The following is a 23,264-nucleotide window of genomic DNA, read 5'->3' on the forward strand; positions in this document are numbered from 1 at the left end:
CCGCAATTCACGCCCTTCCCCCTTCGTACAGGGTCTGGCCTCAGCGAGGCAGCAGCTGCTCGAGCGCCAGGCCCGCCAGGCTTACGGTTTCCTGAAGACGCGCCAGGCTATCTCCCGCCCGCGCTTTTGCCGAAAGTCCGGCCATCAGCGTACTGACAAAGTCGGTTAGCCGCTCGGCGTCCTGCGGATAGCGCCGGGCGATATAGGCCCGAATACTGTCTTCTGCAGCAGTATGCAGCTCGCTCGCGGCCTCGCGCGCAGGCCGGTCATTGCAATGGATACCCTCCAGCACCATGCATCCGGCGGCCGTCGGGTCGGCAACGTAGCGCCTTGCCGCATCGTGCAGCACGGACATCAGACACTGCACCACCGGACGGTCATCGCGCAGAAGTTCCGCAAAGGGAATCGCCCCGGTGCGGCTATAGCGATCCAACACGCGGTTATAGAGGCCGAGCTTGCTGCCAAACGCGGCGTAGAAGCTGGGCGGATTGATGCCGAACGCCTTTGTCAGGTCGGCAACGCTGACCGCGTCATAACCCCGAGAGTGAAAAAGGTGCTGCGCGACTTCAACGGCCTGCAGCGGATCAAACTGACGCGGGCGTCCCGGGGTGCGGCTCTGTTTTGTAGTACCCACTACATTACTCCTTGACAGCGTGATTTGCCGAAGCATATTGTAATCCTCACTACAATATCATGAGGAACGAGCTATGACTGCATCACAACGGAAATCGGTACTGGTTTTGGGCGGGAGTCGCGGTATTGGCGCGGCTATCGTGCGGCGTTTTGCTGCAGACGGCGCCTCGGTTGTCTTTAGCTACGCCGGATCGGCGGAGGCGGCGGCTACGCTGGCGGCAGAAACCGGCAGCATCGCGGTGCAGGCGGACAGCGCCGATCGCGAGGCGGTGACGGCGCTGGTGCGCGACAGCGGGCCGCTGGATCTGCTGGTCGTCAACGCCGGGATCATCCTCTTCGGCGATGCGCTGGAGCAGGACAGCGATGCCGTCGATCGTCTGTTCCGTATCAACATTCACACCCCCTACCATGCTGCGGTCGAGGCGGCGCGCAAAATGCCGGATGGCGGACGCATTATTGTTATCGGCTCGGTGAATGGCGATCGCATGCCCATCTCAGGAATGGCTTCCTATGCCGTCAGCAAATCGGCGCTGCAGGGGCTGGCGCGCGGCTTAGCGCGTGATTTTGGCCCGCGCGGGATTACGGTCAACGTCGTTCAGCCCGGCCCTATCGATACCGATGCTAACCCGGAGAGTGGCCCGATGAAGGAGCTGATGCACAGCTTTATGGCCATTAAACGGCACGGCCGTCCTGAAGAGGTGGCGGGCATGGTTGCCTGGCTGGCAGGCCCCGAGGCTTCCTTCGTCACCGGCGCCATGCACACCATCGACGGCGCGTTTGGCGCATAGGCCGATAAAGGCCACCGCGGGTGGCCTGTTCCCCCTTCCCTGAGAGTTGTTGACGATCCGGCGCGCGAAATGTGGGTCGGCACCGCTGGCCGAACGCATTCCATATGGTATAATTTTTGTACCAAATGGGAGGTTTGCCATGAAAGTCTATTCCCCGACCGAGAACGCAGAAAAAAAACTTAGCCCCTGGCACGCCATCGGCCTCGACGCTGAGGACGGCATTGCGCTGATGGGTAAAATTAGCCACGGGCTGGAAGGTTCCGTCGCCCGGCAAATTTCCGCATGGGCGGAGATCACCCCTGCCGAACTGCGCAAAATGTCAGGCATTGCGAATACCACCTTTAACCGCAGCATTAAATCGCGCTTTTCCGCCGACCAAAGCGAGCGCCTGGTGCGCATTCTTCGCGTTATCGAGCGGGCGGTGGAGCTGTTCGAAGGTGATAAAGAGGCGGCGCAGAAGTGGATGAATGAACCCAACCGCGCGCTCGGCTGGAAAACACCGGCCGAGGTGGTCTCTTCTGAAACCGGCGCGCTGGAGGTGATGCGCCTGATCACGCGCGTGGAGCACGGGGTCTATTCGTGATCCTCTACCGCCTGACTAAAAGCCGCTTTCTGACGACCGCCTGGTCTGGTTTTGGGGCGAAAGAGGCCGGCGGCCGCTGGAACAGCGTTGGCACGGCGATGGTCTACTTGTCGGAAGCCGCCTCGCTGACCATGCTGGAAACGCTGGTGCACATCAATGCGCCGCAGCTGCTGGATGATTTCACGCTGCTGAGCATTGACGTACCGGACGACCAGGTGCTGACCGTCGATCCGGCCTCACTCCCCGCGGACTGGGCCCGCGAGGATGCGCCAGCCCGGCTGGCACGCTACGGTGACGAGTGGGCCGCGAGCGCGGCATCAGCGGCGTTACGCGTACCGAGCGCCCTGTCGCCGGTGGAGTATAACTATCTATTCAATCCTCAACACCCTGCCGTTTTCGATCTGCTGGCAAGCGTAAAGAGGATCCCCTTCCGCTTTGATACTCGCCTTAAGGCGTAATGAACCGCATCCCGCAGTCGCTCCTACCGCACTGACATCACAGAGAGGGGCTACTCGTTGCCCCATTGGTTGAGAAATTCCGCAATATCATCGATCCGCGACTCCGCTATCCCGGCGTCGGCGGCCAGCTCTTTCTGCACGTCTTCGCTGATCTCTTCGTTAGCCATCAGGCGGGTGATCAGCGCCTGGAAATAGGCGGCCAGCGGATCGCGTTCGGAGTCGCTGACCGGTTTAGCTGATTCAGTCGCATACTCATCCACGATGTCATAAAACTTCAGCGGTATTTCATTGGTCATTACGTCTTTCCTCATGGGTTGATATTGATTGACTGAACGCCCGACGCGTAAACCCGCCACTTTTACCCGGCGCAGGGTTACGCCCCGTCGGACGATTCTACCCTATAATTCAACGGCGCACGCCCTTCTCTCTGCGCATCAGCCGCAATGTTAACCGCCGGGGGACAATGAAGATTAAAGCGTAAGCATCATTTCGTGCCACGCCATGCCGCCGTGATCGGAGGCCGATGGCTTGATGTACTGAAAACCGAAGTGGGCGTAGAGATCGACGTGACGGTCCTTGCACATCAGATGAACGGTCTTCTTATTCATCGACCGCATCTGCGACAGAAATTCGCGCATCAGCAGAGATGAGTAGCCTTTACCCTGGAAATCGGGGTGCATTACCACCGACATAATCACCACGTTGGGCGCCGCGGCATCGTGCCCGACCAGCTCCTTAAACTCCTCATCGGACATCACCACCTCCCAGGCACAGCCGGCGTTGATGAAGCCGACGATTTCACCCGCGATCTCCATGCACAGGAAGCCCTGCGGATACCGCGCGATGCGGGTCGTGATTTTTTCTAACGTCGCGGCTTCATCGCCCTCATAAGAGGTGATTTCAATCGCGTAGCAGCGGCTGGCATCGGCGAGCGTCGCCTGGCGTAAAACGGGGGTAGTCATGACCTGAACCTCTTTATACTCATGTGGTTGCGAGCATAATACGCTGCAGGCGGCCGCTTTGCGCGGCATTCTCGATGCCACAGCGTTATTCGGGCCTACTGCCCGGCCAGATGGCGGTCAATCATTCGCTGCACCGAGCCGTCCTGCTGCCATTGCGTCAGCAGAGCAACCAGCCGTTGATAGGACCCGTCCCTGCGTCGAGGAACGCAAATCGCCTGGTTTATCTGAACGAAACTATCGGCCAGCACGCGAAAGCCGGGGTGCCCGGCGGCGGCGCGTTCGAGCGGCTGGCGGATGCCCGCGGCCATATCGCCTTCGCCGCTGAGAAACGCATCGATGGCCGCCTGCGATGAGGCCAGACGGTTAAGCGTGGCGAAGCGCAGCTGCCGCGTCAGGTGCAGATCGTAAGCCGCGCCCTTGCCGACGTTAATCACCACGCCCTCTTTGTCCATCTCGGCGACGCTCCGCCACGGGCTCTGCGCCTTGACCAGCACGGTCCCCTGAATAGTGATATAGGGCTGGGTGAAGCGCAGCGTCTCTTCGCGCGCAGGATCGATCGCCAGAAAGGCAATATCCCAGATATCATTTTGCGCATCGTCCACCACCTTACCCGCCGCCGGATAGGTGACAAACTGCGGCGTCGCGCCCAGCGCTGCCGCAATACGCCCGGCAATCTCCGGCGTAATCCCACCCGGCTGCCCGTCTGCAAGGGTCTTTGCCAGAACGGCGTTGCCGAGGTTAATCGCGAAACGTAGGGGGTTGGCGGCGCTCATGTACTCTCTCCCGGAAGCGATAATATTGAGGGGCTGAATTGCACCGGCTGCCCGGCCTGACGCGCGAAGACCCGGCAGCCGGCGATGCTAAATACGCTTAGCGCCCCCAAAATATAGCGTCATTTGCGCACGCCGTGCAGAGCCGAAGTCCGGCTATTTCGCCTAAAAAGCGCGGAACGGCGTGCTGGATCGCTTCCGATTCATCATCGACGGTTATTCTCGCCATCCTGACAACCGAGAGCCCGATGCCGCTCAGCGCGGCCCAGGCCACCCTGCTGCTGGGGGCTATTCTCAGCGATACGGTTGCCCTCAGCGGTCCCACCACCACGGCGCGGGACCGCGAGGCGGTGGCGATGTTGCGCGAGATTGCCGGCGTTGATTACCACGCCTTCGTCGCCGGGCTGCTGGCGGAGAAAACCTCTCTGGCGGGCCAGTCCGCCGCGCAGCTGCTCCATCGCGATGCAAAAAATTACCGGATCCACGGCGTCGCTCTGCTGCTCGCGCAGATTGAGGTGCGCGACATGACCGGTATCAGCCCGCATTTACCCGGGCTGAAGCAGGAGATGGCGCGCGCCAGGCTCGATATGGGGCTGGAAATGGTTGTGCTGATGCTAACCGACATTACCCATCACCATTCCGTCCTCTACTTCACGCCCAACAGCCTTATCCCCAGCCAGCAGGTCTCCCTCCCGGGCATGACCAGCAGGAAAAAAGAAATTCTGCCCTGGCTGACCGAGCGCCTGGCCGCAGCAGATGAGTGATTGCAGTACGTAATGCGCCGCCCCGCTCAGGAGGCGGCGTGGGATTATGCCTCGCGGCGGGAGACGTAATCTCGCGGGGCTTCGCCGGTGTAGATCTGCCGCGGGCGATAGATATTCAGCGGCGCTTCGTGCATCTCATTCCAGTGGGCCACCCAGCCCAGCGTGCGGCCAACGGCGGTCACCACCACAAACATTGATGAAGGCAGCTTCATCGCCTTCAGGATCACCGCCGTATAGAAATCGACGCTGGGCGACAGGCCGTTCTCCACAAAATAGGGGTCGGTCAGCGCCACCTCTTCAAGGGCCATCGCCACCTGCAGCAGCCGATCCGACATTCCCAGCTCGGCAAGCACCCGGTGACAGGTATCGCGCAGGATCGCGGCGCGCGGGTCCAGGTGACGGTAGCGCGAGTTACCGAAGCCGAGGCGACGGAAGGCCTGCGGGTCGCGCTTCGCCTTACTCAGGAACACCGGCACCTGATCCACGGTTTCAATCTCTTCCAGCATCCGCATGCTGGCTTCGTTGGCCCCGCCGTGCATCGGTCCCCACAGGGAGGCCAGGCCCGCCGCCACGCAGGCAAACAGGTTCGCCCCGGAGGAGCCGGCGGCCCGCACCGTAGTGGTGGACGCGCACTGACCGTGATCGGCATGCAGCACCAGAATCTGGTTCATCGCCTCCTCAATAATCGGATTCACCACATACTTCTCCGCCGGAACCGCAAACAGCATATGCAGGAAGTTCCCCGCATAGGAGAGATCGTTGCGCGGATAGGGCGCGGGCTGCTCGATAGCGTACTTATAGCTCATGGCCGCCAGCGTCGGCATTTTTGACAGCAGGCGCGTGGCCGCCAGGGCGCGGTGTTCAGGGTTTTCTACGTCCAGCACGTCATGGTAAAACGCCGCCAGCGCCCCGACCATCGCGCACATCAGGGCCATCGGATGGGAGTCGCGACGAAAGCCGCTGCACATCCGCGACATCTGTTCATGCACCAGCGTGTGGCGGGTGATCGTATTGCGGAAAGCCTGATAGCTGGCTTCATCCGGCGCCTCGCCCCGCAGCATGATATACGCCACCTCGAGGAACTCGCACTGCCGCGCCAGCTGATCTACCGGGTAGCCGCGGTGCAGCAGCGTGCTGTTATCAGTATCAATATAGGAGATCGCCGACCGGCAGCCGGCGGTATTGGTAAAACCCGGGTCGAAGCTGCAGAGCTCCGACTGATTGAGCGCGCGGATGTCAATCCCCACGCGGCCCAGCGTCCCGGAGACCGTCTCCAGGGGAATAGGCTGTTGCCCAGCGAAAGAAAGCGTTAGCGGTTTAGTGGCCATCCTGTAAAGTTCCCCCTGTACAACAAACGAGTCATCAACCTGAATCGATTCTCCAGGCACAATCTTCAACATAGCCGCAGCGCGGCCGCTATTCTTTGATATGAATAGCTAAAAGGGGTAATTATTGCCGCCATCAATCAATAAGCGCCGCGGATACGTGACAGCGTCACCGATCAAACCATCCCCAGATAGGCGTTCCTGACCTCCGGATTGTCGAGCAGCTCCCTCCCGGTACCGCTGAGCCGGATCTGGCCGTTGACCATCACGTACGCCCGGTCAGAGAGCTTCAGCGCGTGGTGGGCGTTTTGCTCCACCAGAAAGAGCGTCATCCCCTGCGCCGTCAGCTCGCGCAGGATCTGAAAGATTTGCTTCACCACCAGCGGCGCGAGGCCGAGGCTCGGCTCGTCGAGCAGCAGCAGCTTCGGCCGGCTCATCAGCGCCCGGGCAATCGCCAGCATCTGCTGCTCGCCGCCGGAAAGCGTCATCGCCCGCTGCGTCCGCCGCTCTTCAAGGCGGGGAAACAGCTGATACATGCGGCGCTTATCCTCTTCCTGATAGCGGCTGCCAATCGGGATGGTCCCCATCAGCAGGTTCTCTTCTACCGTCATATCCGCAAAAATCCGCCGCCCCTCCGGCGCCTGCGCGATGCCGTTGCCGGCGATAAAATGGGTGGATTTGCGGCTGATATCCTCCCCGCGATAGAGGATCTGCCCCTCGGCAATGCGCGGCTGACCAAAAATGGACATCAGCAGCGTGGATTTACCGGCGCCGTTGGCGCCGATCAGCGCCACCGTCTCTCCCTCATTGACCGTCAGTGAGACCTGGTTCAGCGCCTGAATCTGACCGTAAAAGACGTCCACCTGGCGAAACTCAAGCATCGGCTGACTCATACCGCAATCTCCTCTTCATCCGCGCCCAGATAAGCGGCGATAACGCTGATATTCGACTGGATCTCCTGCGGGGCACCGCGGGCAATCACGTCCCCGCGGTCGAGAACGATAATATGATCGGAGATCTTCATCACCATCCCCATATCATGCTCGATCAGCAACACGGTGATGCCGTGATGCTGGCGCAGGAAGCGGATAATTCGGCTAAGGGCGTGCGTCTCCGCAGGGTTCAGCCCCGCGGCGGGCTCGTCGAGGCAGATCATCTCCGGGCCGGTGCACATGGCGCGGGCGATCTCCAGCCGCCGCTGCTGGCCGTAGGAGAGCGTGCCGGCCAGCCGGTTGGCACAGTCCACCAGATCCACCACCTCCAGCCAGTAGAAGGCGCGGTCGAGGGCCTGATTTTCGGCCTTACGATAGCCGCGGGTGTTGAGGATGCCGGCCACCAGGTTGCGGTTTACCTGCATATGCTGGGCCACCAGCAGGTTTTCAATAACCGACATCTCGCGAAACAGGCGGATATTCTGGAAGGTCCGCGCCAGTCCGGCCCGGTTCACCAGATGCGTGCCGCCGAACATTTTGTAGTAGATCCTCGACCCCAGACGCGCCGGGTGCAGAAAATCATCGGGACGTATCTTTTGCCCGAGGACCTGAATAACGTCGGTCATCGCGGCGTGGGCGTTGAGCACAATCGCCCCGCCGGTGGGGCGATAAAACCCGGTCAGGCAGTTGAATACCGTGGTTTTCCCCGCGCCGTTCGGGCCGATCAGCGCGGTTATCGATCCCCTTTCCACGTCAAGGTTGACGTCGTTAAGCGCCTTGATACCGCCAAAATGCATCATCAGATGCTCTACCCGCAGAATACTGTCGCTCATGGTGCCACTCCCTTGCGCACGGAAACCCCCGTGCGGCTGGTTCGCACCAGCCCGCGCGGCCGCCAGATCATCATCAGTACCATCAGCACGCCAAACAGCAGGACCCGATACTCATCGAAGCCGCGCAGCAGCTCGGGCGCAACGGTCAGCACAAAGGCCGCCAGCACCACCCCCAGCGTTGAACCCATGCCGCCCAGAACGACGATGGCCAGAATCAGCGCGGACTCAAAAAAGGTGAACGACGTCGGGTTAACAAAGCCCTGGTAGGTGGCGAAAAAGACCCCGGCAATACCGGCGGTCGACGCGCCGAGCATAAAGGCCGAAAGCTTCACCAGCACGTGGTTGAGCCCCATCGCGCGGCAGGCAATTTCGTCCTCGCGCAGCGCTTCCCACGCGCGGCCGATAGGCATCCGCGTTAGGCGATGTTTGATAAACAGCACCAGCACCACCACCAGGCACAGCACGCCATAGATAAAGATAAACTTGAGGTTGGGGTTGTAGCTAACGTGCAGAAACTCGTGGATTGGCACCCCGCCGTCCTTCGCCCTGCGCCCGAACTCCAACCCGAACAACGTCGGCGCCGGCACGGAAATGCCGTTCGGCCCGCCGGTAAAGCTGACCCAGTTGTTCAGCACCAGGCGAATAATTTCGCCGAACCCGAGGGTGACGATCGCCAGATAGTCCCCGTGCATGCGCAGTACCGGAAAGCCAAGCAGCGCCCCCGCCAGCGCCGCCATGATGGCCCCCAGCGGCAGCATCGCCCAGAACCCGAGCCCCAGATACTGGTAGCCCAGCGCCAGGCCATAGGCGCCAATCGCATAGAACGCCACGTAGCCCAAATCAAGCAGCCCGGCGAGCCCCACCACGATATTCAGCCCGAGCCCAAGCAGCACGTAAATCAGCCCGAGAATGGCCACCGTCAGCAGATACTTGGTGGCGATAGCCGGAAAGATGAGCGCCGCCAGCAGCATCAGCGGCATAATCCAGCGCAGCCGCGAGCGATAGCCGACCGAACGAACGTACACGCCGTCATCGGCCCCTTCAAAACGGGCGATAAATTTGCGTCCGCCGCGGCTTTGCAGCAGCAGGCTCAGCAGCAGCCTCCCCACCATCACCACCGCGACGATGACCGCCACCCGCCGGGTGGAGAGTTCAAAACTGTAGCCTTTCAGCACAATGCCGACAATCGGTCCAAACACTATCAGCGCACACAGCCCCGCCAGCACGCTATCAATCAGGCCTTTTTTAATATCCAGCCCTTGCCTGCGCGATACTTCACCCATGTTTTACCCCTTAAACCTTTGCGACCATCGGACGACCCAGCAGCCCCTGAGGGCGAAAAATCAAAATTGCCACCAGCAGAGCGAAGGAAAACACGTCTTTGTAATCAGAGTTCACCATCCCGGCAAACTGGGCCTCAGCCACCCCCAGCAGCAGGCCGCCGAGCATCGCGCCCGGCAGGGAGCCAATCCCGCCCAGCACCGCGGCGGTAAAGGCCTTAATGCCGATGATGAAGCCGATATAAAAATCGAAGGTGCCGTAATTCATCGTCACCAGCACGCCGGCCAGCCCGGCCATCGCGGCGCCGATCATAAAGACCAGCGAGATAACCCGGTCGGTATTAATGCCGAGGATCGCGGCCATGCGCCGATCCTGCTGCGTCGCGCGGCAGACGCGCCCCAGCCGGGTATGGTTAATGACCCACGAGAGGATAAGCATCCCCGCCAGCGCGGCAACGAGAATAAATATTTTGGTCCACGTAATTTGCACCACGCCGTCGCCAACCTCGAAGCGCAGCACCCCCGTCAGCAGGGTCGGGATCCCCTGCTGGTTCGGCCCCTGGCTGATTTGTACATAGTTCTGCAGGATAAGCGACATGCCGATTGCCGAGATGAGCGGCGCCAGGCGGGTGGAGTTGCGCAGCGGCCGATAGGCGATACGCTCGATCGTCCAGCCGTAGACGCCGGTCACCACGATGGTGAACACCAGGGTGCCGAAGATCAGCAGCGGAAAGGAGTGAATGCCGAACCACGAGAGCAGCGCCAGGCCGATGGCGCAAAGGTAGGCGGAAACCATATAAACTTCGCCGTGCGCGAAGTTAATCATTCCGATAATGCCGTAAACCATGGTGTAGCCGATGGCAATTAATCCGTAAACGGCTCCCAGCGTCAGCCCATTAATCAGTTGTTGCAGAAAAAACGCTTCCATAGAAACCATCCTGCCAGTAAGCAGGCAGCGCACGGCAGGCTCCCGCCGTGCGCTGCCTTCAGTAGTACGACGCCCTTTTTACAGGGACAAAGAGTTCAGCAAACGGCTAAAGCTGATGATACTTGCCCTTGTCATCCCATGCGTAGACCACATAATCCGACACCTTCAGATCGCCTTTACCGTCCCAGGCCTTTTTGCCCATCACCGTATCGACGCTATGACTTTTCAGCCACTCGCTGGCCTTAGTGTTGTCGGCGCCCACCGCGTTATAGGCCGCAGCGATAGCCTGGATCGAGGCATAGGCGTAAAGGGTATAGCCTTCCGGTTCGAAGCCGCTGGCGCGGAACTTCTCAATCACCGTTTTGCCCTCAGGAATGGTGCGCGGATCCTTACCAAACGTCATCAGCACGCCGTTGGTAAACTGCGGGCCGCCGGCGGTGGTCACCAGCTCCTCAGTTACGACACAGTCGCCGGAGAAGAATTTCGCCTGCAGCCCCTGCTCCCGCATCTGCCGCACCAGCGGGCCGGCTTCCGGATGACAGCCGCCGAAATAGACCACGTCAGGCTTCAGCGCGCCAATTTTGGTGACCAGGGCGTTGAAGTCCTTCTCACCCCGCGACAGCCCTTCGTACAGCACCTCTTTGGTGCCGCGTTTTGCCAGCGCCGCGCGGGTGGCGTCGGCCAGCCCCTGACCGTAGGTATCCTTGTCATGAATGACGGCTATTTTCTTCGCCTTCAGCACGTCAAGCATATAGTTCGCCGCAATCGCCCCCTGCTGATCGTCACGGCCGCACATGCGGAACATATCCTTCATCCCGCGCTCGGTGATCAGCGGGTTTGTTGACCCCGGCGTAATCGTCAGGATCCCCGCCTCGTCGTACACTTCGGATGCCGGCATCGTCGATGATGAGCAGAAGTGTCCGACAACCGCAGAAACCCCCGACTCATCAACCAGACGGTTGGCTACCGCTACGGCCTGCTTCGGTTCACAGGCATCATCCCCCTGCACCAGCACAATTTTTTCGCCCTTAATTCCTCCCGCCGCGTTAATGTCTGCTACCGCCTGCGACGCCCCTTTCCAGTACTGGGCGCCATAGGAAGCATTGGGTCCGGTGAACGGCCCGGCAACGCCAATCTTCACATCCGCCTGTGCGCAAAATGCCACGCTCATACAACCTGCAATCGCAAAATGAAGAGTCAACTTTTTAAGTTTCAGAGACATTCAGATATTCCTCAGCGATTTATAACCTGGCGCCATTAAATGACGCGGAAAATATCACTTACCGTTTTGTTTGCCGAAGGCCGTTATCCAGCCGCAGCGGCTAAAGGTGGAAGAAGCAAAAACCCCGCCAGGAAGAAATGACATGACAGATCGCTTACTAATAGATGAGAGCAACGCGTAACAGCCGCGGTCACCGCCACCGACCAACGTGCATTTCAGGACAAGTCAGGAGATAGGTTGCCATCACGTGGCGAATTGAGGACTGCGGCATCCGTTCCGACCCGCGTGCTAAACATAGTTGTTCCTGGCAGGCGTTGCGCACCGGGCTGGTGCAAAAGTGCGAAAACGATCATGGGCGTGAAAAATTTTGTTGCAATATTGTGAACAAGCTAGCAAGAGCGATCGTTTCGCCCCGCGGTTGCCCTACGTAATGCAAAAAATAGATTACGCGTGCCCAAACCGCAGCCGATTTAACGCAGACCTAAAAAGCTAAAGGCCGACGCCGACGGCGGGCCCGGATAATTCCCCACATAAAGGATTGACTTAACAACGCATAATACGAAAATGCTTCTTTTACGCGACCAACAGAATAAGCCCACGTCTATGATTATCCGCTCCCGTCGCTTTTTTATCGCTACCCTGGCCGCATCCGCCGCGGCGGTGGCGACCGCCTTTATCCTCGCCAGCTGCAGCAGCCAGCCGCCCCGTTCGCTGGTTACGCCGCTGCCGCCGGCGGTTAAACAGACGGCGCTGCCAAAAACGCACGAGCCGGTACGCGGCGTCTGGCTGACGACGGTCTCGCGCCTCGACTGGCCGCCGGTGGGGTCGATCATTGCCAGCAGCCCGGAGAGCCGGATTAGCCAGCAGAAGGTGGCGCTGATTGCCAAGCTCGATAATCTGCAGCGCCTCGGGATTAACACCGTCTTCTTCCAGGTCAAACCCGACGGCACCGCGCTGTGGCCGTCAAAGATTTTACCCTGGTCAGATATGCTGACCGGCGCCATTGGCGAAGACCCGGGCTACGATCCGCTGCAGTTTATGCTCGATGAGGCGCACAAGCGCGGGATGCGGGTTCACGCCTGGTTTAACCCCTACCGCGTGTCGGTGAACACCCGCCCGAAAACCGTCGCCGAGCTCAACCGCACGCAGTCGCAAAGCCCGGCCAGCGTCTTTGTCCTGCACCGCGACTGGATCCGTACCGCCAGCGACCGCTTTGTTCTCGACCCGGGTATTCCGGAGGCTCGCGACTGGATAACCCGTATCGTCGCCGAAGTCGTCGAGCACTACCCGGTCGACGGGGTGCAGTTTGACGACTATTTCTATACCGAAACGGCGGGTTCGGCCCTTAACGATAATCAAACGTTCCAGCAGTATGGTCAGGGGTTTGCCAGTAAGGCGGACTGGCGCCGGCACAATACCCAGCAGCTGATTGAGCAGGTGTCGCGCACCATCAAGCAGATTAACCCCAGCGTGGAGTTTGGCGTCAGCCCGGCCGGCGTGTGGCGCAATCTCTCCCACGATCCCGCCGGCTCAGACACCCGCGGCGCGGCGGCTTACGATGAGTCCTACGCCGATACCCGCCGCTGGGTACAGCAGGGGCTACTCGACTATATCGCGCCTCAGCTCTACTGGCCGTTTGCGCGCGACGCTGCCCGCTATGACGTACTCGCGAAATGGTGGGCGGAGGTCGTCAAGCCAACCCACACGCGGCTCTATATCGGCGTGGCGCTGTACAAAGTCGGCGAGCCGTCAAAAAATGAACCCGACTGGATGGTTAACGGCGGCGTGCCGGAGCTGAAAAAGCAGCTCGACCTCAACGATGCGATCCCCGAAATCCAGGGCACCATTCTGTTCCGCGAGAACAATCTCAACCAGCCCCAGACCCGCCAGGCCGTCAACTATCTGCAGAGCCGCTGGGGAAATTAATCTCTGCCGCCTGCGGAACCCGTTTCGCAGGCGCTTCCTCTCCACTTCCTCGGCCCCGTGCATCGCACGATGAGCCGGGCGCACTTTTTTTTCACCTGCGCGCAACTTTTTCCCCCGCTGCGGCGAATTGAATAGCTGAGATGAATGAGTTTGGCCAAACCGGCACTCCCCCAAATCGCAGGAGCAGATAATGACACGCATCAAAAACCTCATCCGTACCCTGACCGTAACCGCCGCCCTCGGCCTCTCCGCCACCGCGTTCAGCACCAGCGCGGCGTTGCCCGTGGGCGCGAAAGCCCCGGATTTTAAGCTGCAGGGCGCGCTCGCCGGCAAGCCGATGACCTTCTCCCTGCAGCAGGCGCTGCAAAAAGGGCCGGTGGTGCTCTATTTCTTCCCGGCGGCCTTTAGCGCCGGCTGCACCATTGAAGCTCATGACTTTGCGGAAGCCACCGACAGCTTCACTAAAATGGGGGCCACCGTGGTTGGCGTGACCGCGGGCAATACCGACCAGGTCAGCGACTTCTCTAAGCTGGAGTGCCGGGATAAGTTCGCCGTCGCGGCGGACCCGGGCGCTAAGGTCGCCGCCCAGTACCAGACGCTGATGGAGATGAAAGGCAAAACGCTCTCCGATCGCACCTCGTACGTCATTGCGCCGGATGGCAACATCCTGCTGAGTTACACTGATAGAAACCCGGATGCACATATCGAGAAGACGCTCGCTGCCGTGAAGCAGTACGACGCCTCTCACCCGCAAACTCATTAAGTAAAGAGGCCAGCGATGTTAACCGCGATGCTGGCCGCCTTTATTGGCGGCATCATTCTCAACTTTATGCCCTGCGTTTTTCCGGTGGTCTCCCTGAAGGCGCTGGGGCTGCTGCGTCACGCCGATAACGCCGCCAGCGCCCGCCGCGAAGGTCTGGCGTTCTTGCTCGGCGTCGTGATTACCATGATGGCGCTGGCGGGCATTCTGCTGGCGGTGCGCGCCGGCGGCACCGCGGTCGGCTGGGGCTTCCAGCTGCAGTCGCCGCTGGTGATCGCGCTGCTCTCCCTGACGATCCTCGGCGCGGCGCTTAACCTGCTTGGCGTCTTTGAGGTCGGGCTGACGGCGCAGCGCGTCGGCGGGCTGGATATCGGCCGCGGCGCGTTTATCCGCTCGGCGCTCACCGGCGCGCTGGCGATCGTCGTCGCCACGCCCTGCGCTGCGCCCTTTATGGCCAGCGCGATTGGCTACGCGCTGGTCCAGCCGCCGGCGGTGTCGTTAACCATCTTCCTCGCGCTGGCGTTCGGCTTCGCCGCGCCCTTTACCCTGGTGTCGCTCTTTCCGCCGCTGGCCAGAATATTGCCGCGCCCCGGCCCGTGGATGGATATCCTGAAACGCGCGCTCGCCTTTCCGATGTTTGGCGCCTGGGCCTGGCTGGTGTGGGTTCTGGCGCAGCAGGCCGGAAGCGCGGCGCTGGCCGCCCTGCTTGCCGCCTCGGTGGTGCTCAGCTTCGCCGCCTGGCTGTACGGCATCGCGCAGCGTCGCGCATTCCAGGGCAAGGGGCATCGGGCCCTGTTTGCGCTAACCGCCGCGCTGGTTGTGGCGGTTCTTGCGCCGCTGCCGGGGCTGGTTAAGCCCGCGGCCTCCTCGCCGGAGCTCGGGCAGACGGCGGAGGTGTCGTCCCAGCGCTGGACGCCGCAAACCGTCGCCGCCCAGCGCGGTCACGGCAAGGCTATCTTTGTGAACTTTACCGCCTCCTGGTGTATTACCTGCCAGGTGAATGAAAAAACGTCGCTCTCCACCCAGGCGGTGAAAGAGGCGCTGGTAAAAACCGATACCCTTTATATGGTCGCGGACTCGACGAAATTTAATCCGGACGTCGACGATGCGCTCAACCAGTTCGGCCAGGGCGGACTGCCGCTGTACGTGGTTTATCCGGCCGACGGCGGGCCGCCGAAGGTCCTGCCGCAGGTGCTGACGCCGGGGATTGTGGTCAATGCCCTGACCCAGGCCGCCGGCAAAAAAGCGTAATAACAAGGCGGACTATGCAAACAAACGATAGCGCGCGCGAAAGCTGGCCCGCGCTAATGGAGCAGGCGCAGGCGGGCGACAGGCTCGCCTACACCCGGCTGCTCAAGGCGCTGGTGCCGACAATCCGCTCGCAGGTGCGCAAACGGATCGCCGATGAGGCGCTGGTGGAAGACGTTATCCAGGATGTGCTGCTCAGCCTGCATCGGGTACGTCACACCTACGATCCGGCCTTTCCCTTTCTGCCCTGGCTGCTGGCGATTATCTCGGCCCGCACCGTGGACGCCCTGCGACGGCGCGGGCGCTATCAGCACTGGGAAATTTCTGACGAGTCGCTGCCCGAGGCGGCCGCCGCCGACCCGCCGCGCCAGGAGAGCCGGGAGGAGCTGGCGGGCTACCTGCGTCAGCTTCCCCTGCGCCAGCGCGAAATTGTCGAGCACGTTCATCTGCGCGAAATGAGCCTGGCGGAAGCGGCTACCCATAACAATCTCAGCGTGGCGGCGGTGAAATCGCTGCTGCATCGGGCGTTGAAAAACCTGCGCCGATTTGGAGCCCACCATGACCGATCATAATCTGCTTATTGAAAAACTCGGCCGCGAAATGCGCCCGGTCAAACGTCCGTGGCCGACCGGCTGGCGCGTCGCCGGCTGGCTGGCGCTGGCCCTGCCGTGCGCCTGGGCCGCCAGCCTGCTGGTACCGCGCGGCCTCACCGACTGGTCGCAGCCCGGCGCGCGGCTGGCGGTGGTGCAGCTGGTGCTGGCATTTCTGCTCGGAACGTTAACCATTCGCCGCGCCTTTACCATGAGCATTGCCGGGCGCCGGAGCATCAGCTGGAAGGCTCTGTTGCCCATCGGCCTGATGTGGCTCGGTCTGAGCATCAGCAGCATTCCCGGCGACGCGCCGCCGCTGCACGATGACGACAGCGTCAGCTGCTTTACCTTTCTGCTGGTCGTCAGTACGCCGATGATGGTGCTGATGATCGCCAGCCTGCGGCGCACGCGGGCGCTCTATCCGGCGCGGAGCCTGGCGATGGCCGGGCTCGGCGTTGCCAGCCTGGCGGTGAGCCTGCTGGCGTTTTGCCATCCGGTGCATCTGCACCTGCTCGATTTTGCGCTGCACCTGGCGGCAATCGTCACCATCGTCGCGCTGACGGTGATGGTTGGCAGGCGTTGGGTTAGCGTGAGCTAACCCGCTAGCCCGCTAGCCCGCTCTGCAGGCGGGCATGGTTTCTGAGGGTGTGCGAGATAATGGCCTGGTAAACCGTCGGGGAAAAATCCTCCGGCAGCGACGCGCTGACCGTCTCGACCGCCCGCGGCAGGTTATCGGCAAAATAGCGCAGGATCTCCAGCATCTGCTGCTGCGCAAATCCCACCTCTTTTGCCGTGGCGAGGAAATGACGCGGGTAGATGGTCTGAATCTCCGTTTTCCGCCCTTTCGACGCTTTCAGGCTCATCGACAGCTTAAGGTCGCTGATATGCAAACCCGCGCCGCCGAGCAGCGGAAACGCCGAGATAATGTCGTAGAACGGCGTCAGGCGGTAGCTGCCGCCGGGCTGCAGGAAAATGGAAAAATTCTTCGCATGCCCGTCGGTGGCGCCGATCAGCCATTGAAAAACGATGAACTTCATAAAATCGGCGCGATCCTTCAGCGCCTCGCTGGAGCCGAGCAGAAACGCCATGATGCTGGCGATCCCCGGCCCGCCGTCGGACTCGTACTTCATCGAGGAAGGAATGCCGAACGCCTGGCACAGATCCTCCTGCGGCAAGCGCAGCAGCCGCGTGTTCTCCTGCGCCCAGCGGCGGTCAAAACGCGCCACCGCCAGCGCCCGGATGCTGCGGGTGGTAATAATTTCCGCGTCCGGCACGGCAAAGCCCAGCGCCCGCGCGAGGGCCAGACAGAGATATTCGTTATCGACGCTCTCGCTGAGATCCAGCACCGCGTCCGGCTGCCTGATCTCGCCGATCGGCAGCTTAATAATATGCGTCGTTGGCGTTGTCGCCGTCGGTATGCACCAGCGGTCGTCCATCTTCAGCAGCGCCGTTTTCTCCTGGGCGCCGGCGACCGATATTCTGAACTCCTCCTGGCCGTTAATCATACCCAGCGGTATATCCGCGCGGTAGGCCGTCAGCAGCGCGTCAAGCCGGGCGTCGTCGAGCGCTTCCCAGGTCAGCGCGCCGGTCGCCGGAGCGGCGCCTTCGGGCAGAAGAGTGACCGCCCCGACGCTGTCGCGCCCCACCTCGGCCAGCAGGTCGAAGGGCTGCTTTGAGCGGGCCTGATAGCGCTTAACAATACGGTCACGCACCAGCGGGCTGTCGGGCAGCAGGTTGTCGAAGTAGTTAAACACCGCATCCGAAGTGATGTTGCCGAACTGCAGCGGCAGCGACAGGGAGAGCGGGCGGGCGCGCGGGTTTTGGCCAGCGCGGTTCATAGCGGAACTGATGCGCGCCGTTGGCCAGCTTGACCAGCTCCCCGACACGTTCATTGTTCATCCACGTCACGAGCATTGCCATTACCACTCCAGATCCCGTTGACTATCCTGTTGCTCAGGACCCGACGTGGCGCCCTTTTCGCACACCACCATCGTCATTTCAAGAGATTGTAAAATCTTAAACAGCGTGGTGAGAGTGGTTTTGTCCGGATGGTTTTCGAAGTTCGAGATCGTCGCCTGCTTAATGCCTATCCGGCGGGCCAGGTCGCTTTGTGTCCATCGGTTTTTTTGCCGCACCAGCTTGATATGGTTTGCCAGCTGGGCCGGGCTGTAGATCGTCGGAGGCGTTATCATAGTCTTATCTATCCTCTTGTGGGGATAAGACCCTATTTATACCCTGGTGAGGATAATGTCAACTTTTGGCCGGGATATCCCCACAAGAGGATAAAGACGTTAATATCCTCTTGTGGGGATAAAACGTCAAATATCCCCTGTTAAGGATAATGCGTGCGGCCCGATCGCCGCGCTCGGCGATCGGGCCAGGATTTACCCGCTCATCAGCTCATCATAGAGGACGCGCAGGCGCGTACGCAGGTAGAGCACAGCTTTATGCTTGCGCGATAGCAGGGCCTGCTCGCTGGCCCCGCACTCTGCGGCCAGCTCTTTGTAGCTGTAGCCCAGCAGCTCGGTCTTTTCGAAGACCTCCCGCTGGGCGGCGGGCAGTTCGGCTAGCGCCTGGTTCAGCTCCTCCCACAGCAGCTCCTTCAGGTACTCGTCCTCCGGCGTTTGAGGCACCCCAAACAGGGTCTCCGCCAGCTCATCTTCCGGGAACTCGCCCTCCTCATCCCCGGAAAAGTAGTCCGCCAGCGGCAGCTCGCGCTTTTTGCGCGCCCGGTCGGTCATTTCGTTGCGCGCGGCGCGGAACAGCCAGGCGGCAACGTTCTCCACCGGCTGCTCGACCGTCATCAGCTGCCAGGTCACTTCCTGCAGAATATCATCAGCTTCGTCGCGTACCGACGTGCGGCCGCGAATAAAGGCCTTCAGCCGAGATCGGCAGGCGTTGAGCGCCGAAACAAGCAGTGACTCCCCCGCCGCTGCACCTTTCATTTCGCTCACTCGCTCGGCGTCGTTTTAGACGCATCGTCTGCCGGCTGCGCGGGCTCATTGCGGCGATCGCGCCAGCCGCAGTGCCCGCGGCGGTCGCGGTGACCAAAGCGCTGCATAAACTCTTCGCGCTGCTCGGGATTCATCTGCATCCAGCGTTCATGCATGCGCCGACGCTCGCGTCCCATGCCGAACATTCCCGGGCGGAAGCCAAGGCCGCCGAAGAGGATCCGCGACAGCGCCAGCAGACCTAAGGCCTGCCAGAAGCCGATGCTTTTAACGCCAATAATCGCCGGCAGCAGCGCGTTCCACAGCGACATCACCACCAGCCCGAGTAGCGCGACGATCGCCACGCCAACGATCAGCGCTTTGCCCATCCGGGGGTGGCCAAAGCCGTAGTGACGGCGGTTGTCATGCCTATCGAAATTTCTCATCCTGTTGCTACCTCATGATTGTCGTGAATAGGAACTGCTGATGAGGTAGACGAATGAGCCGGAGAAATATTGCTAACAATTTTAAAAAAGCGGCTAAATATATTCATGCGCTGAATTTTGGGCAGCGAAGTTGCGCGCGCTAAAAGCTCATCGCCAGGCCAACGCCGTAGCCCTGGGTATTTTCACCAAACATATAGCGCGCTACGAGGCGGGTGCGGCTGATAAAAAAGTCATACTTGCTGCTATCCAGCTCCAGGCCGATCCCCAGCGAGCTGAGGCCGTTGAAGCCCAGCTGCCCGCGCTGATCGCCCAGATACTCGGTATGGGCCCCTTCGAGAACGTAGCGCACCGGGCTTTTCAGCAGCGTCCAGTCGGCGATGGGTGCCCGGCGACGAACGTAGAGCCCGAGGTTTTCGGCGCTCGCCTGACCGCTGACCGCCTCGGGCGTATTGCCGAAAGTCTGCAGGCTCATGGCCGAGTAGCGAAGTTCGATATCAATATCCTGGGCGGGAGAAAACAGCTCGTAGTCCAGCATCAGCGACCCGCCCAGTCCGTAGGCGTTGAGCCTGCCGCCGTCGAGGAATTGAAAATCGGCGTCCCTGCGCCGCTCAATCGCCCAGCTGCCGATACGTACGTCGCTGGCCATCGTGCCGAGCATCACGTTAACGATGGGCCGCAGCACCAGGCTGCCGCCCCACCGGTCTTTATAGAGCCGGAAATCCCAGCCGACGCCGCCGGTGGCGGTGAGGCTGTTCCAGCGGGTCGGTATTTTGCGGCTTTCGCTGCCGTCGCTGAGCACAAACTGCGGATCGTAGCGGCTGTAGCCCATCGTGCCCTCAAGGTAAATCGGGACGCTTTCGCTCATCGTCGCGCCGCCGCCGAACTGGGTAATCGACAGCTTGTTCTTCTCGTTAGTGCCGGAGCCGATATTAAGATCGCTGGCGGTAACGTCGGGAACGACGGTATAGCTCATCAGCATCAATACCGCGTTCGCCCGCTGCTTTAAATGGCCGCCATCGACGGCGAAGGCAGGCGTCGAGACCAGCAGCAGAGCGGCAGCCAGCCTGGAGAAGGTGCGGAATAAGGAAACGCTCATAGCTTAGTGGTCACCTCGTCCGCCGATTAGCGATTAGCCTGACCCAACGGGCCCGTTTGCTATCCAGTATAGCGGTACTCCGGCACCGCCGGGCGGTATTGCGCCACGCCTCAATATTTTTCAACCAGATACAGCCGCACCTGGTTTCGTCCCTCTTTCTTCGCCGCATACAGCGCCTTATCGACGCGATTGAACAGCTGGTCGATCTCTTCGTCATCCTGATGGTCGGCGACGCCAATGCTGACGGTCACCGGGCCGGGGTGATCCGCCAGCTGATAGCCGCTGACCGCGAGGCGAATGCTCTCCGCCATCTGCAGCGCCATCTCAATGGACCGCTCCGGTAGAAATAGCAGAAACTCCTCGCCGCCCCAGCGATATATTTTGTCCTGATGCGTCACCGTCGATTCAAGGATCCGCGAAATTGTCAGTAAAACCTCATCGCCTTTCTGATGACCGTAGCTATCGTTAATGGCCTTAAAGTTATCGACATCAACCAGCAGCAGGCAAAAGCCGGTGGGCTTAAACGCGGCGGAATCCACGATGCGATAAAATTCGCGCCGGTTAAGCAGGCCGGTGAGCGGATCGTGCGAGGCGGAAAACTCGAGCTCTCTTCTTAAATGCACCTCTTCGGTCACGTCGTGCACGATGCAGAGCATCAGGCGAATATTGTAGAGCACTACCGGACCGGCGTAGGTTTGAACGTGGCGAATGGAGCCGTCAGCAAGAATATGGGTGAAGTTGAGCGGCTTATGGCCGCCGGGCAGGCTTGCGACGTTGCGCATGATAGGAAGAACGTCCCGGCCGAGAGTATTAATTTGCCAGGTGTGCTTCGCCCGCATCTCATCGGCGGTGTAATTATAAAAGCGCAGCGCGGCAATATTCGCGTCAATAATTCTGCCGTCGCGGTGAGGATCGATTAATAGCATGGGGGCAGAGTTGGTCATAAAAAAACGCGAGAAAAAACCGTTGCTGCGCCGCTGATAATGCCGGGAGGTGGTATTGATTGATTCATTTTGCTCAAGCAGCTTGACCGCCTCGAATAGAATCAGGGAGTCATACTCTTCTGATTTAATCAGCGTGGTTTTACAATAAATCGAGGTCTGGCCGTCGAGGGAATTAATTGTCCAGACTTCAAAAATCTCGGCAATATTTTTGAAGTAATAGAGATAATTCTGCAGGCTGACTTCCGGACAGGTTGAGAATGTCCCTTTGCGCATCTGGTCCAGCGACATATCGCCGCTGAGGGCTCTGGAGGCCGGATTGCCGTAAAGTATGCGTTCTTTAAAAGGATGAACCACCCAAATAGGGGTGGCTAACAGGTCGAAAATAATTAATTCTTTTAATAGCATGCCGCCCTCCACCCGCCATACATCGTCAATCTGAAATCCAGTCACATGAGCATTCATCGCCTGCTGGCGAAAATAAAGCAAATTAATCAGAGAGTTCAACGGGATGACGAAGAATCGCCAATTATAGCCACCTTTTTAATAACAAACGGTGTCTGCACCAGCAAAAAACGCTATTCAGCGCAGCTGACCGGCACAGACAACTATTATTCAATCCATTTCAAATGGATAGAATAAACTAGCAGAGTTGGTAGTTTCTTTTTCATCCGCGCTATGCGGGTCACGGCCCTCTTCCCGCAGGTATTTTCTCTCGCCGGGCGCCTATTTTTCTATGCGCTCAAGCTGGGTTTTATCCGCCTGCGCGGCGCTTTCCGCCAGCCTCTGAAACTGCTCCGGCGTATAGAAGCTCTGCGGAACCGGCAGCGACTGCATATCATGCCCGGGGTGGATCTGCAGCTGTCCGAGGTCGGCAAGCGCAAACCCGGCCACCTTCTCCGGCATCGTCAGCAGATAGGGCTCGGCGCGCTCGAAAGGCACCGGCGTGGGCAGGCGATTGGCGCGCAGATCGTAGTTACGCTTTAACACCAGAAACTTATCCGGCACCCGGCGATGGCTGTTCCACCAGTCGCCGTCGAGCTGGCGGAACATCTTCTCCGTCTCGCTCCTCGGCGCGACCATCAGCTTAACCAGCACCTTTTTCAGCGCGTCGGTCATCGCCCGGTTGTAGTCGTCAACCGACCCGGCGTGCCCCTGCAAAATGACGTCGATCGCCAGCCGCGCCCCGAGAAGATTGGAGTAGAGATCTTCCGGCGAAAATGCAGAAATCTCCTCCGAAAAGCCGGGCACCGACTGGAAACCGTACCACTGGGCGATCTCATGCCACTGGGCAATTTCATACGCCAGATGCCCCGCCAGCCAGGCGGCGATCGTGACCCGCGCGGAAACTGACGCTGGCGGCATAAACGCGTTGAGCTGCACGCGCCTGACGCCAAGCTCCTCGCTGTAGAAAATGCGCCCGGACTGCCCGAGGTTAGGGTAGATCCGGCTGTAGAGATAGAAGGTGTAGTCGGCGGTATCGCGAACGTGGGCGATATCAATAAAGCCGCCGCGGCGGGTATAGATCAGCCCGTTTTTTTCGTCACTCAGGCCCACCAGGTTTTTCACGGCGCCCAGCGCGCTATCGTTGTAGTGATGCTCACCGAGGGTATCGAGCGTCAGCACGTTGCCTATCTGATAAACCGGGATCGGCACGCCAATGGCCCTGACCTGCAGGTCGTAGCCAAACGCGCAGCAGGGTCGCAGAGACTCCGGCGGCGCCAGTTGGCCCACTACCGGCGTCACCCGAGGATGGGTGATGGTCGGCAGTAAGGGATCTTTCGCGCACACGGAGAACGCCGCCGCCAGCAAAAACAACCAGCCATTACGCATTAACATCGTCTCCAGA

Annotated in this window: 26 protein-coding genes and 1 pseudogene; 10 read left to right on the forward strand and 17 right to left on the reverse strand. The window is 60.2% G+C overall.

Features of this window, described 5'->3' with window-relative positions; translation table 11 throughout:
* Nucleotides 1–40: 40 nt before the first annotated feature.
* Entirely contained in the window at nucleotides 41–634 is a 594-nt protein-coding gene (locus HCK03_RS13780) for a TetR/AcrR family transcriptional regulator (protein WP_228283741.1), read from the reverse strand.
* Between the two features lie 73 nt (nucleotides 635–707).
* Between HCK03_RS13780 and bdcA the strand changes: the two genes are divergently transcribed.
* The 3 genes from bdcA to HCK03_RS13795 all read left to right on the forward strand — a co-directional run bounded on the left by bdcA (nucleotide 708) and on the right by HCK03_RS13795 (nucleotide 2,462).
* Nucleotides 708–1,421 carry an SDR family oxidoreductase gene (bdcA, locus tag HCK03_RS13785; protein ID WP_041145501.1) on the forward strand — a complete coding sequence of 238 codons (714 nt, stop codon included), beginning with the start codon at nucleotides 708–710 and terminating at the stop codon, nucleotides 1,419–1,421.
* A gap of 139 nt (nucleotides 1,422–1,560) precedes the next feature.
* Nucleotides 1,561–2,004: a type II RES/Xre toxin-antitoxin system antitoxin gene (gene parS / locus HCK03_RS13790; protein WP_167691754.1), complete on the forward strand. Its 444-nt coding sequence runs from the start codon at nucleotides 1,561–1,563 to the stop codon at nucleotides 2,002–2,004.
* Nucleotides 2,001–2,462: an RES family NAD+ phosphorylase gene (locus HCK03_RS13795; RefSeq protein ID WP_115192781.1), complete on the forward strand. Its 462-nt coding sequence runs from the start codon at nucleotides 2,001–2,003 to the stop codon at nucleotides 2,460–2,462. Before parS ends, HCK03_RS13795 begins: the two co-directional genes overlap by 4 nt.
* A 50-nt stretch (nucleotides 2,463–2,512) precedes the next feature.
* Here HCK03_RS13795 and HCK03_RS13800 read toward each other — a convergent pair whose 3' ends face one another.
* From HCK03_RS13800 to HCK03_RS13810, 3 genes are all read right to left on the reverse strand, one after another.
* Nucleotides 2,513–2,758, reverse strand: a complete 246-nt coding sequence (locus HCK03_RS13800) for a DUF2543 family protein (protein ID WP_041145498.1) — start codon at nucleotides 2,756–2,758, stop codon at nucleotides 2,513–2,515.
* 174 nt (nucleotides 2,759–2,932) lie between these two features.
* Nucleotides 2,933–3,424, reverse strand: a complete 492-nt coding sequence (locus HCK03_RS13805; RefSeq protein ID WP_045855351.1) for a GNAT family N-acetyltransferase — start codon at nucleotides 3,422–3,424, stop codon at nucleotides 2,933–2,935.
* Between the two features lie 95 nt (nucleotides 3,425–3,519).
* On the reverse strand, nucleotides 3,520–4,197 hold the full coding sequence (locus tag HCK03_RS13810) for a transporter substrate-binding domain-containing protein (protein ID WP_115192782.1): 678 nt from the start codon (nucleotides 4,195–4,197) through the stop codon (nucleotides 3,520–3,522).
* A gap of 245 nt (nucleotides 4,198–4,442) precedes the next feature.
* Here HCK03_RS13810 and HCK03_RS13815 point away from each other — a divergent pair, with 245 nt between their 5' ends.
* Entirely contained in the window at nucleotides 4,443–4,958 is a 516-nt protein-coding gene (locus tag HCK03_RS13815; RefSeq protein ID WP_167691755.1) for a DHHA2 domain-containing protein, read from the forward strand.
* A 44-nt stretch (nucleotides 4,959–5,002) separates the two neighbouring features.
* Here HCK03_RS13815 and HCK03_RS13820 read toward each other — a convergent pair whose 3' ends face one another.
* The 6 genes from HCK03_RS13820 to HCK03_RS13845 all read right to left on the reverse strand — a co-directional run bounded on the left by HCK03_RS13820 (nucleotide 5,003) and on the right by HCK03_RS13845 (nucleotide 11,421).
* Nucleotides 5,003–6,286, reverse strand: a complete 1,284-nt coding sequence (locus HCK03_RS13820) for a citrate synthase (protein ID WP_041145496.1) — start codon at nucleotides 6,284–6,286, stop codon at nucleotides 5,003–5,005.
* Between the two features lie 173 nt (nucleotides 6,287–6,459).
* Nucleotides 6,460–7,176, reverse strand: coding sequence for an ABC transporter ATP-binding protein (locus HCK03_RS13825; RefSeq protein ID WP_041145495.1), 717 nt, complete (start codon nucleotides 7,174–7,176; stop codon nucleotides 6,460–6,462).
* Nucleotides 7,173–8,048, reverse strand: a complete 876-nt coding sequence (locus tag HCK03_RS13830; protein WP_167691756.1) for an ABC transporter ATP-binding protein — start codon at nucleotides 8,046–8,048, stop codon at nucleotides 7,173–7,175. Before HCK03_RS13830 ends, HCK03_RS13825 begins: the two co-directional genes overlap by 4 nt.
* A complete protein-coding gene (livM, locus tag HCK03_RS13835; RefSeq protein WP_167691757.1) occupies nucleotides 8,045–9,331 on the reverse strand; it encodes a high-affinity branched-chain amino acid ABC transporter permease LivM in 1,287 nt (428 codons plus the stop codon). The genes HCK03_RS13830 and livM overlap by 4 nt, the downstream gene beginning before the upstream one ends.
* 10 nt (nucleotides 9,332–9,341) lie before the next feature.
* Nucleotides 9,342–10,256: an ABC transporter permease subunit gene (locus HCK03_RS13840; RefSeq protein WP_041145492.1), complete on the reverse strand. Its 915-nt coding sequence runs from the start codon at nucleotides 10,254–10,256 to the stop codon at nucleotides 9,342–9,344.
* Nucleotides 10,257–10,362: 106 nt separating this feature from the next.
* Entirely contained in the window at nucleotides 10,363–11,421 is a 1,059-nt protein-coding gene (locus tag HCK03_RS13845; RefSeq protein ID WP_172620476.1) for a branched-chain amino acid ABC transporter substrate-binding protein, read from the reverse strand.
* 660 nt (nucleotides 11,422–12,081) lie between these two features.
* Here HCK03_RS13845 and HCK03_RS13850 point away from each other — a divergent pair.
* The 5 genes from HCK03_RS13850 to HCK03_RS13870 all read left to right on the forward strand — a co-directional run bounded on the left by HCK03_RS13850 (nucleotide 12,082) and on the right by HCK03_RS13870 (nucleotide 16,600).
* Entirely contained in the window at nucleotides 12,082–13,404 is a 1,323-nt protein-coding gene (locus HCK03_RS13850) for a glycoside hydrolase family 10-like protein (RefSeq protein ID WP_115192787.1), read from the forward strand.
* A 190-nt stretch (nucleotides 13,405–13,594) separates the two neighbouring features.
* A complete protein-coding gene (locus tag HCK03_RS13855; RefSeq protein ID WP_115192788.1) occupies nucleotides 13,595–14,167 on the forward strand; it encodes a peroxiredoxin in 573 nt (190 codons plus the stop codon).
* A 15-nt stretch (nucleotides 14,168–14,182) separates the two neighbouring features.
* Nucleotides 14,183–15,415, forward strand: coding sequence for a protein-disulfide reductase DsbD family protein (locus HCK03_RS13860; RefSeq protein WP_041145489.1), 1,233 nt, complete (start codon nucleotides 14,183–14,185; stop codon nucleotides 15,413–15,415).
* A gap of 14 nt (nucleotides 15,416–15,429) precedes the next feature.
* Complete coding sequence (locus HCK03_RS13865; protein WP_041145488.1) at nucleotides 15,430–15,984, forward strand: sigma-70 family RNA polymerase sigma factor; 555 nt, start codon at nucleotides 15,430–15,432, stop codon at nucleotides 15,982–15,984.
* Nucleotides 15,971–16,600 (forward strand): NrsF family protein, encoded by a 630-nt coding sequence (locus tag HCK03_RS13870; protein WP_123552388.1) that lies wholly within the window; start codon nucleotides 15,971–15,973, stop codon nucleotides 16,598–16,600. The genes HCK03_RS13865 and HCK03_RS13870 overlap by 14 nt, the downstream gene beginning before the upstream one ends.
* Nucleotides 16,601–16,604: 4 nt before the next feature.
* Here the strand turns inward: HCK03_RS13870 and HCK03_RS13875 are convergent.
* From HCK03_RS13875 to HCK03_RS13900, 6 genes and pseudogenes are all read right to left on the reverse strand, one after another.
* Nucleotides 16,605–17,922, reverse strand: a pseudogene (locus HCK03_RS13875) (type II toxin-antitoxin system HipA family toxin).
* Nucleotides 17,922–18,194, reverse strand: coding sequence for a type II toxin-antitoxin system antitoxin HipB (gene hipB, locus HCK03_RS13880; RefSeq protein WP_407692375.1), 273 nt, complete (start codon nucleotides 18,192–18,194; stop codon nucleotides 17,922–17,924). The pseudogene HCK03_RS13875 and the gene hipB overlap by 1 nt, the downstream one beginning before the upstream one ends.
* A gap of 192 nt (nucleotides 18,195–18,386) precedes the next feature.
* On the reverse strand, nucleotides 18,387–18,947 hold the full coding sequence (locus tag HCK03_RS13885; protein ID WP_041147618.1) for an RNA polymerase sigma factor: 561 nt from the start codon (nucleotides 18,945–18,947) through the stop codon (nucleotides 18,387–18,389).
* Nucleotides 18,948–18,952: 5 nt separating this feature from the next.
* Complete coding sequence (locus tag HCK03_RS13890) at nucleotides 18,953–19,378, reverse strand: hypothetical protein (protein WP_115192791.1); 426 nt, start codon at nucleotides 19,376–19,378, stop codon at nucleotides 18,953–18,955.
* Nucleotides 19,379–19,517: 139 nt separating this feature from the next.
* Complete coding sequence (locus HCK03_RS13895; RefSeq protein WP_167691758.1) at nucleotides 19,518–20,474, reverse strand: hypothetical protein; 957 nt, start codon at nucleotides 20,472–20,474, stop codon at nucleotides 19,518–19,520.
* Between the two features lie 110 nt (nucleotides 20,475–20,584).
* Nucleotides 20,585–21,823, reverse strand: coding sequence for a GGDEF domain-containing protein (locus HCK03_RS13900; RefSeq protein ID WP_115193958.1), 1,239 nt, complete (start codon nucleotides 21,821–21,823; stop codon nucleotides 20,585–20,587).
* A 45-nt stretch (nucleotides 21,824–21,868) separates the two neighbouring features.
* Between HCK03_RS13900 and HCK03_RS13905 the strand changes: the two genes are divergently transcribed.
* A complete protein-coding gene (locus HCK03_RS13905) occupies nucleotides 21,869–22,057 on the forward strand; it encodes a hypothetical protein (RefSeq protein ID WP_143967152.1) in 189 nt (62 codons plus the stop codon).
* 84 nt (nucleotides 22,058–22,141) lie between these two features.
* Here the strand turns inward: HCK03_RS13905 and HCK03_RS13910 are convergent, their stop codons facing one another.
* The gene (locus HCK03_RS13910; protein ID WP_167692448.1) at nucleotides 22,142–23,248 is read right to left on the reverse strand and encodes a DUF4056 domain-containing protein; all 1,107 of its coding nucleotides are present in this window, start codon (nucleotides 23,246–23,248) and stop codon (nucleotides 22,142–22,144) included.
* Nucleotides 23,249–23,264 lie beyond the last annotated feature (16 nt).

Origin of the sequence: Klebsiella terrigena, from assembly GCF_012029655.1 — a bacterium.
GTDB lineage: Bacteria > Pseudomonadota > Gammaproteobacteria > Enterobacterales > Enterobacteriaceae > Klebsiella > Klebsiella terrigena.

Coding starts and splice junctions, on each gene's coding strand:
- bdcA (WP_041145501.1), top strand. CDS start 708: ATGACTGCATCACAACGGAAATCGGTACTGGTTTTGGGCGGGAGTCGC.
- parS (WP_167691754.1), top strand. CDS start 1,561: ATGAAAGTCTATTCCCCGACCGAGAACGCAGAAAAAAAACTTAGCCCC.
- HCK03_RS13800 (WP_041145498.1), bottom strand. CDS start 2,758: ATGACCAATGAAATACCGCTGAAGTTTTATGACATCGTGGATGAGTAT.
- HCK03_RS13805 (WP_045855351.1), bottom strand. CDS start 3,424: ATGACTACCCCCGTTTTACGCCAGGCGACGCTCGCCGATGCCAGCCGC.
- HCK03_RS13810 (WP_115192782.1), bottom strand. CDS start 4,197: ATGAGCGCCGCCAACCCCCTACGTTTCGCGATTAACCTCGGCAACGCC.
- HCK03_RS13815 (WP_167691755.1), top strand. CDS start 4,443: ATGCCGCTCAGCGCGGCCCAGGCCACCCTGCTGCTGGGGGCTATTCTC.
- HCK03_RS13820 (WP_041145496.1), bottom strand. CDS start 6,286: ATGGCCACTAAACCGCTAACGCTTTCTTTCGCTGGGCAACAGCCTATT.
- HCK03_RS13825 (WP_041145495.1), bottom strand. CDS start 7,176: ATGAGTCAGCCGATGCTTGAGTTTCGCCAGGTGGACGTCTTTTACGGT.
- HCK03_RS13830 (WP_167691756.1), bottom strand. CDS start 8,048: ATGAGCGACAGTATTCTGCGGGTAGAGCATCTGATGATGCATTTTGGC.
- livM (WP_167691757.1), bottom strand. CDS start 9,331: ATGGGTGAAGTATCGCGCAGGCAAGGGCTGGATATTAAAAAAGGCCTG.
- HCK03_RS13840 (WP_041145492.1), bottom strand. CDS start 10,256: ATGGAAGCGTTTTTTCTGCAACAACTGATTAATGGGCTGACGCTGGGA.
- HCK03_RS13850 (WP_115192787.1), top strand. CDS start 12,082: ATGATTATCCGCTCCCGTCGCTTTTTTATCGCTACCCTGGCCGCATCC.
- HCK03_RS13855 (WP_115192788.1), top strand. CDS start 13,595: ATGACACGCATCAAAAACCTCATCCGTACCCTGACCGTAACCGCCGCC.
- HCK03_RS13860 (WP_041145489.1), top strand. CDS start 14,183: ATGTTAACCGCGATGCTGGCCGCCTTTATTGGCGGCATCATTCTCAAC.
- HCK03_RS13865 (WP_041145488.1), top strand. CDS start 15,430: ATGCAAACAAACGATAGCGCGCGCGAAAGCTGGCCCGCGCTAATGGAG.
- HCK03_RS13870 (WP_123552388.1), top strand. CDS start 15,971: ATGACCGATCATAATCTGCTTATTGAAAAACTCGGCCGCGAAATGCGC.
- hipB (WP_407692375.1), bottom strand. CDS start 18,194: ATGATAACGCCTCCGACGATCTACAGCCCGGCCCAGCTGGCAAACCAT.
- HCK03_RS13885 (WP_041147618.1), bottom strand. CDS start 18,947: ATGAAAGGTGCAGCGGCGGGGGAGTCACTGCTTGTTTCGGCGCTCAAC.
- HCK03_RS13890 (WP_115192791.1), bottom strand. CDS start 19,378: ATGAGAAATTTCGATAGGCATGACAACCGCCGTCACTACGGCTTTGGC.
- HCK03_RS13895 (WP_167691758.1), bottom strand. CDS start 20,474: ATGAGCGTTTCCTTATTCCGCACCTTCTCCAGGCTGGCTGCCGCTCTG.
- HCK03_RS13900 (WP_115193958.1), bottom strand. CDS start 21,823: ATGCTATTAAAAGAATTAATTATTTTCGACCTGTTAGCCACCCCTATT.
- HCK03_RS13905 (WP_143967152.1), top strand. CDS start 21,869: ATGAGCATTCATCGCCTGCTGGCGAAAATAAAGCAAATTAATCAGAGA.
- HCK03_RS13910 (WP_167692448.1), bottom strand. CDS start 23,248: ATGCGTAATGGCTGGTTGTTTTTGCTGGCGGCGGCGTTCTCCGTGTGC.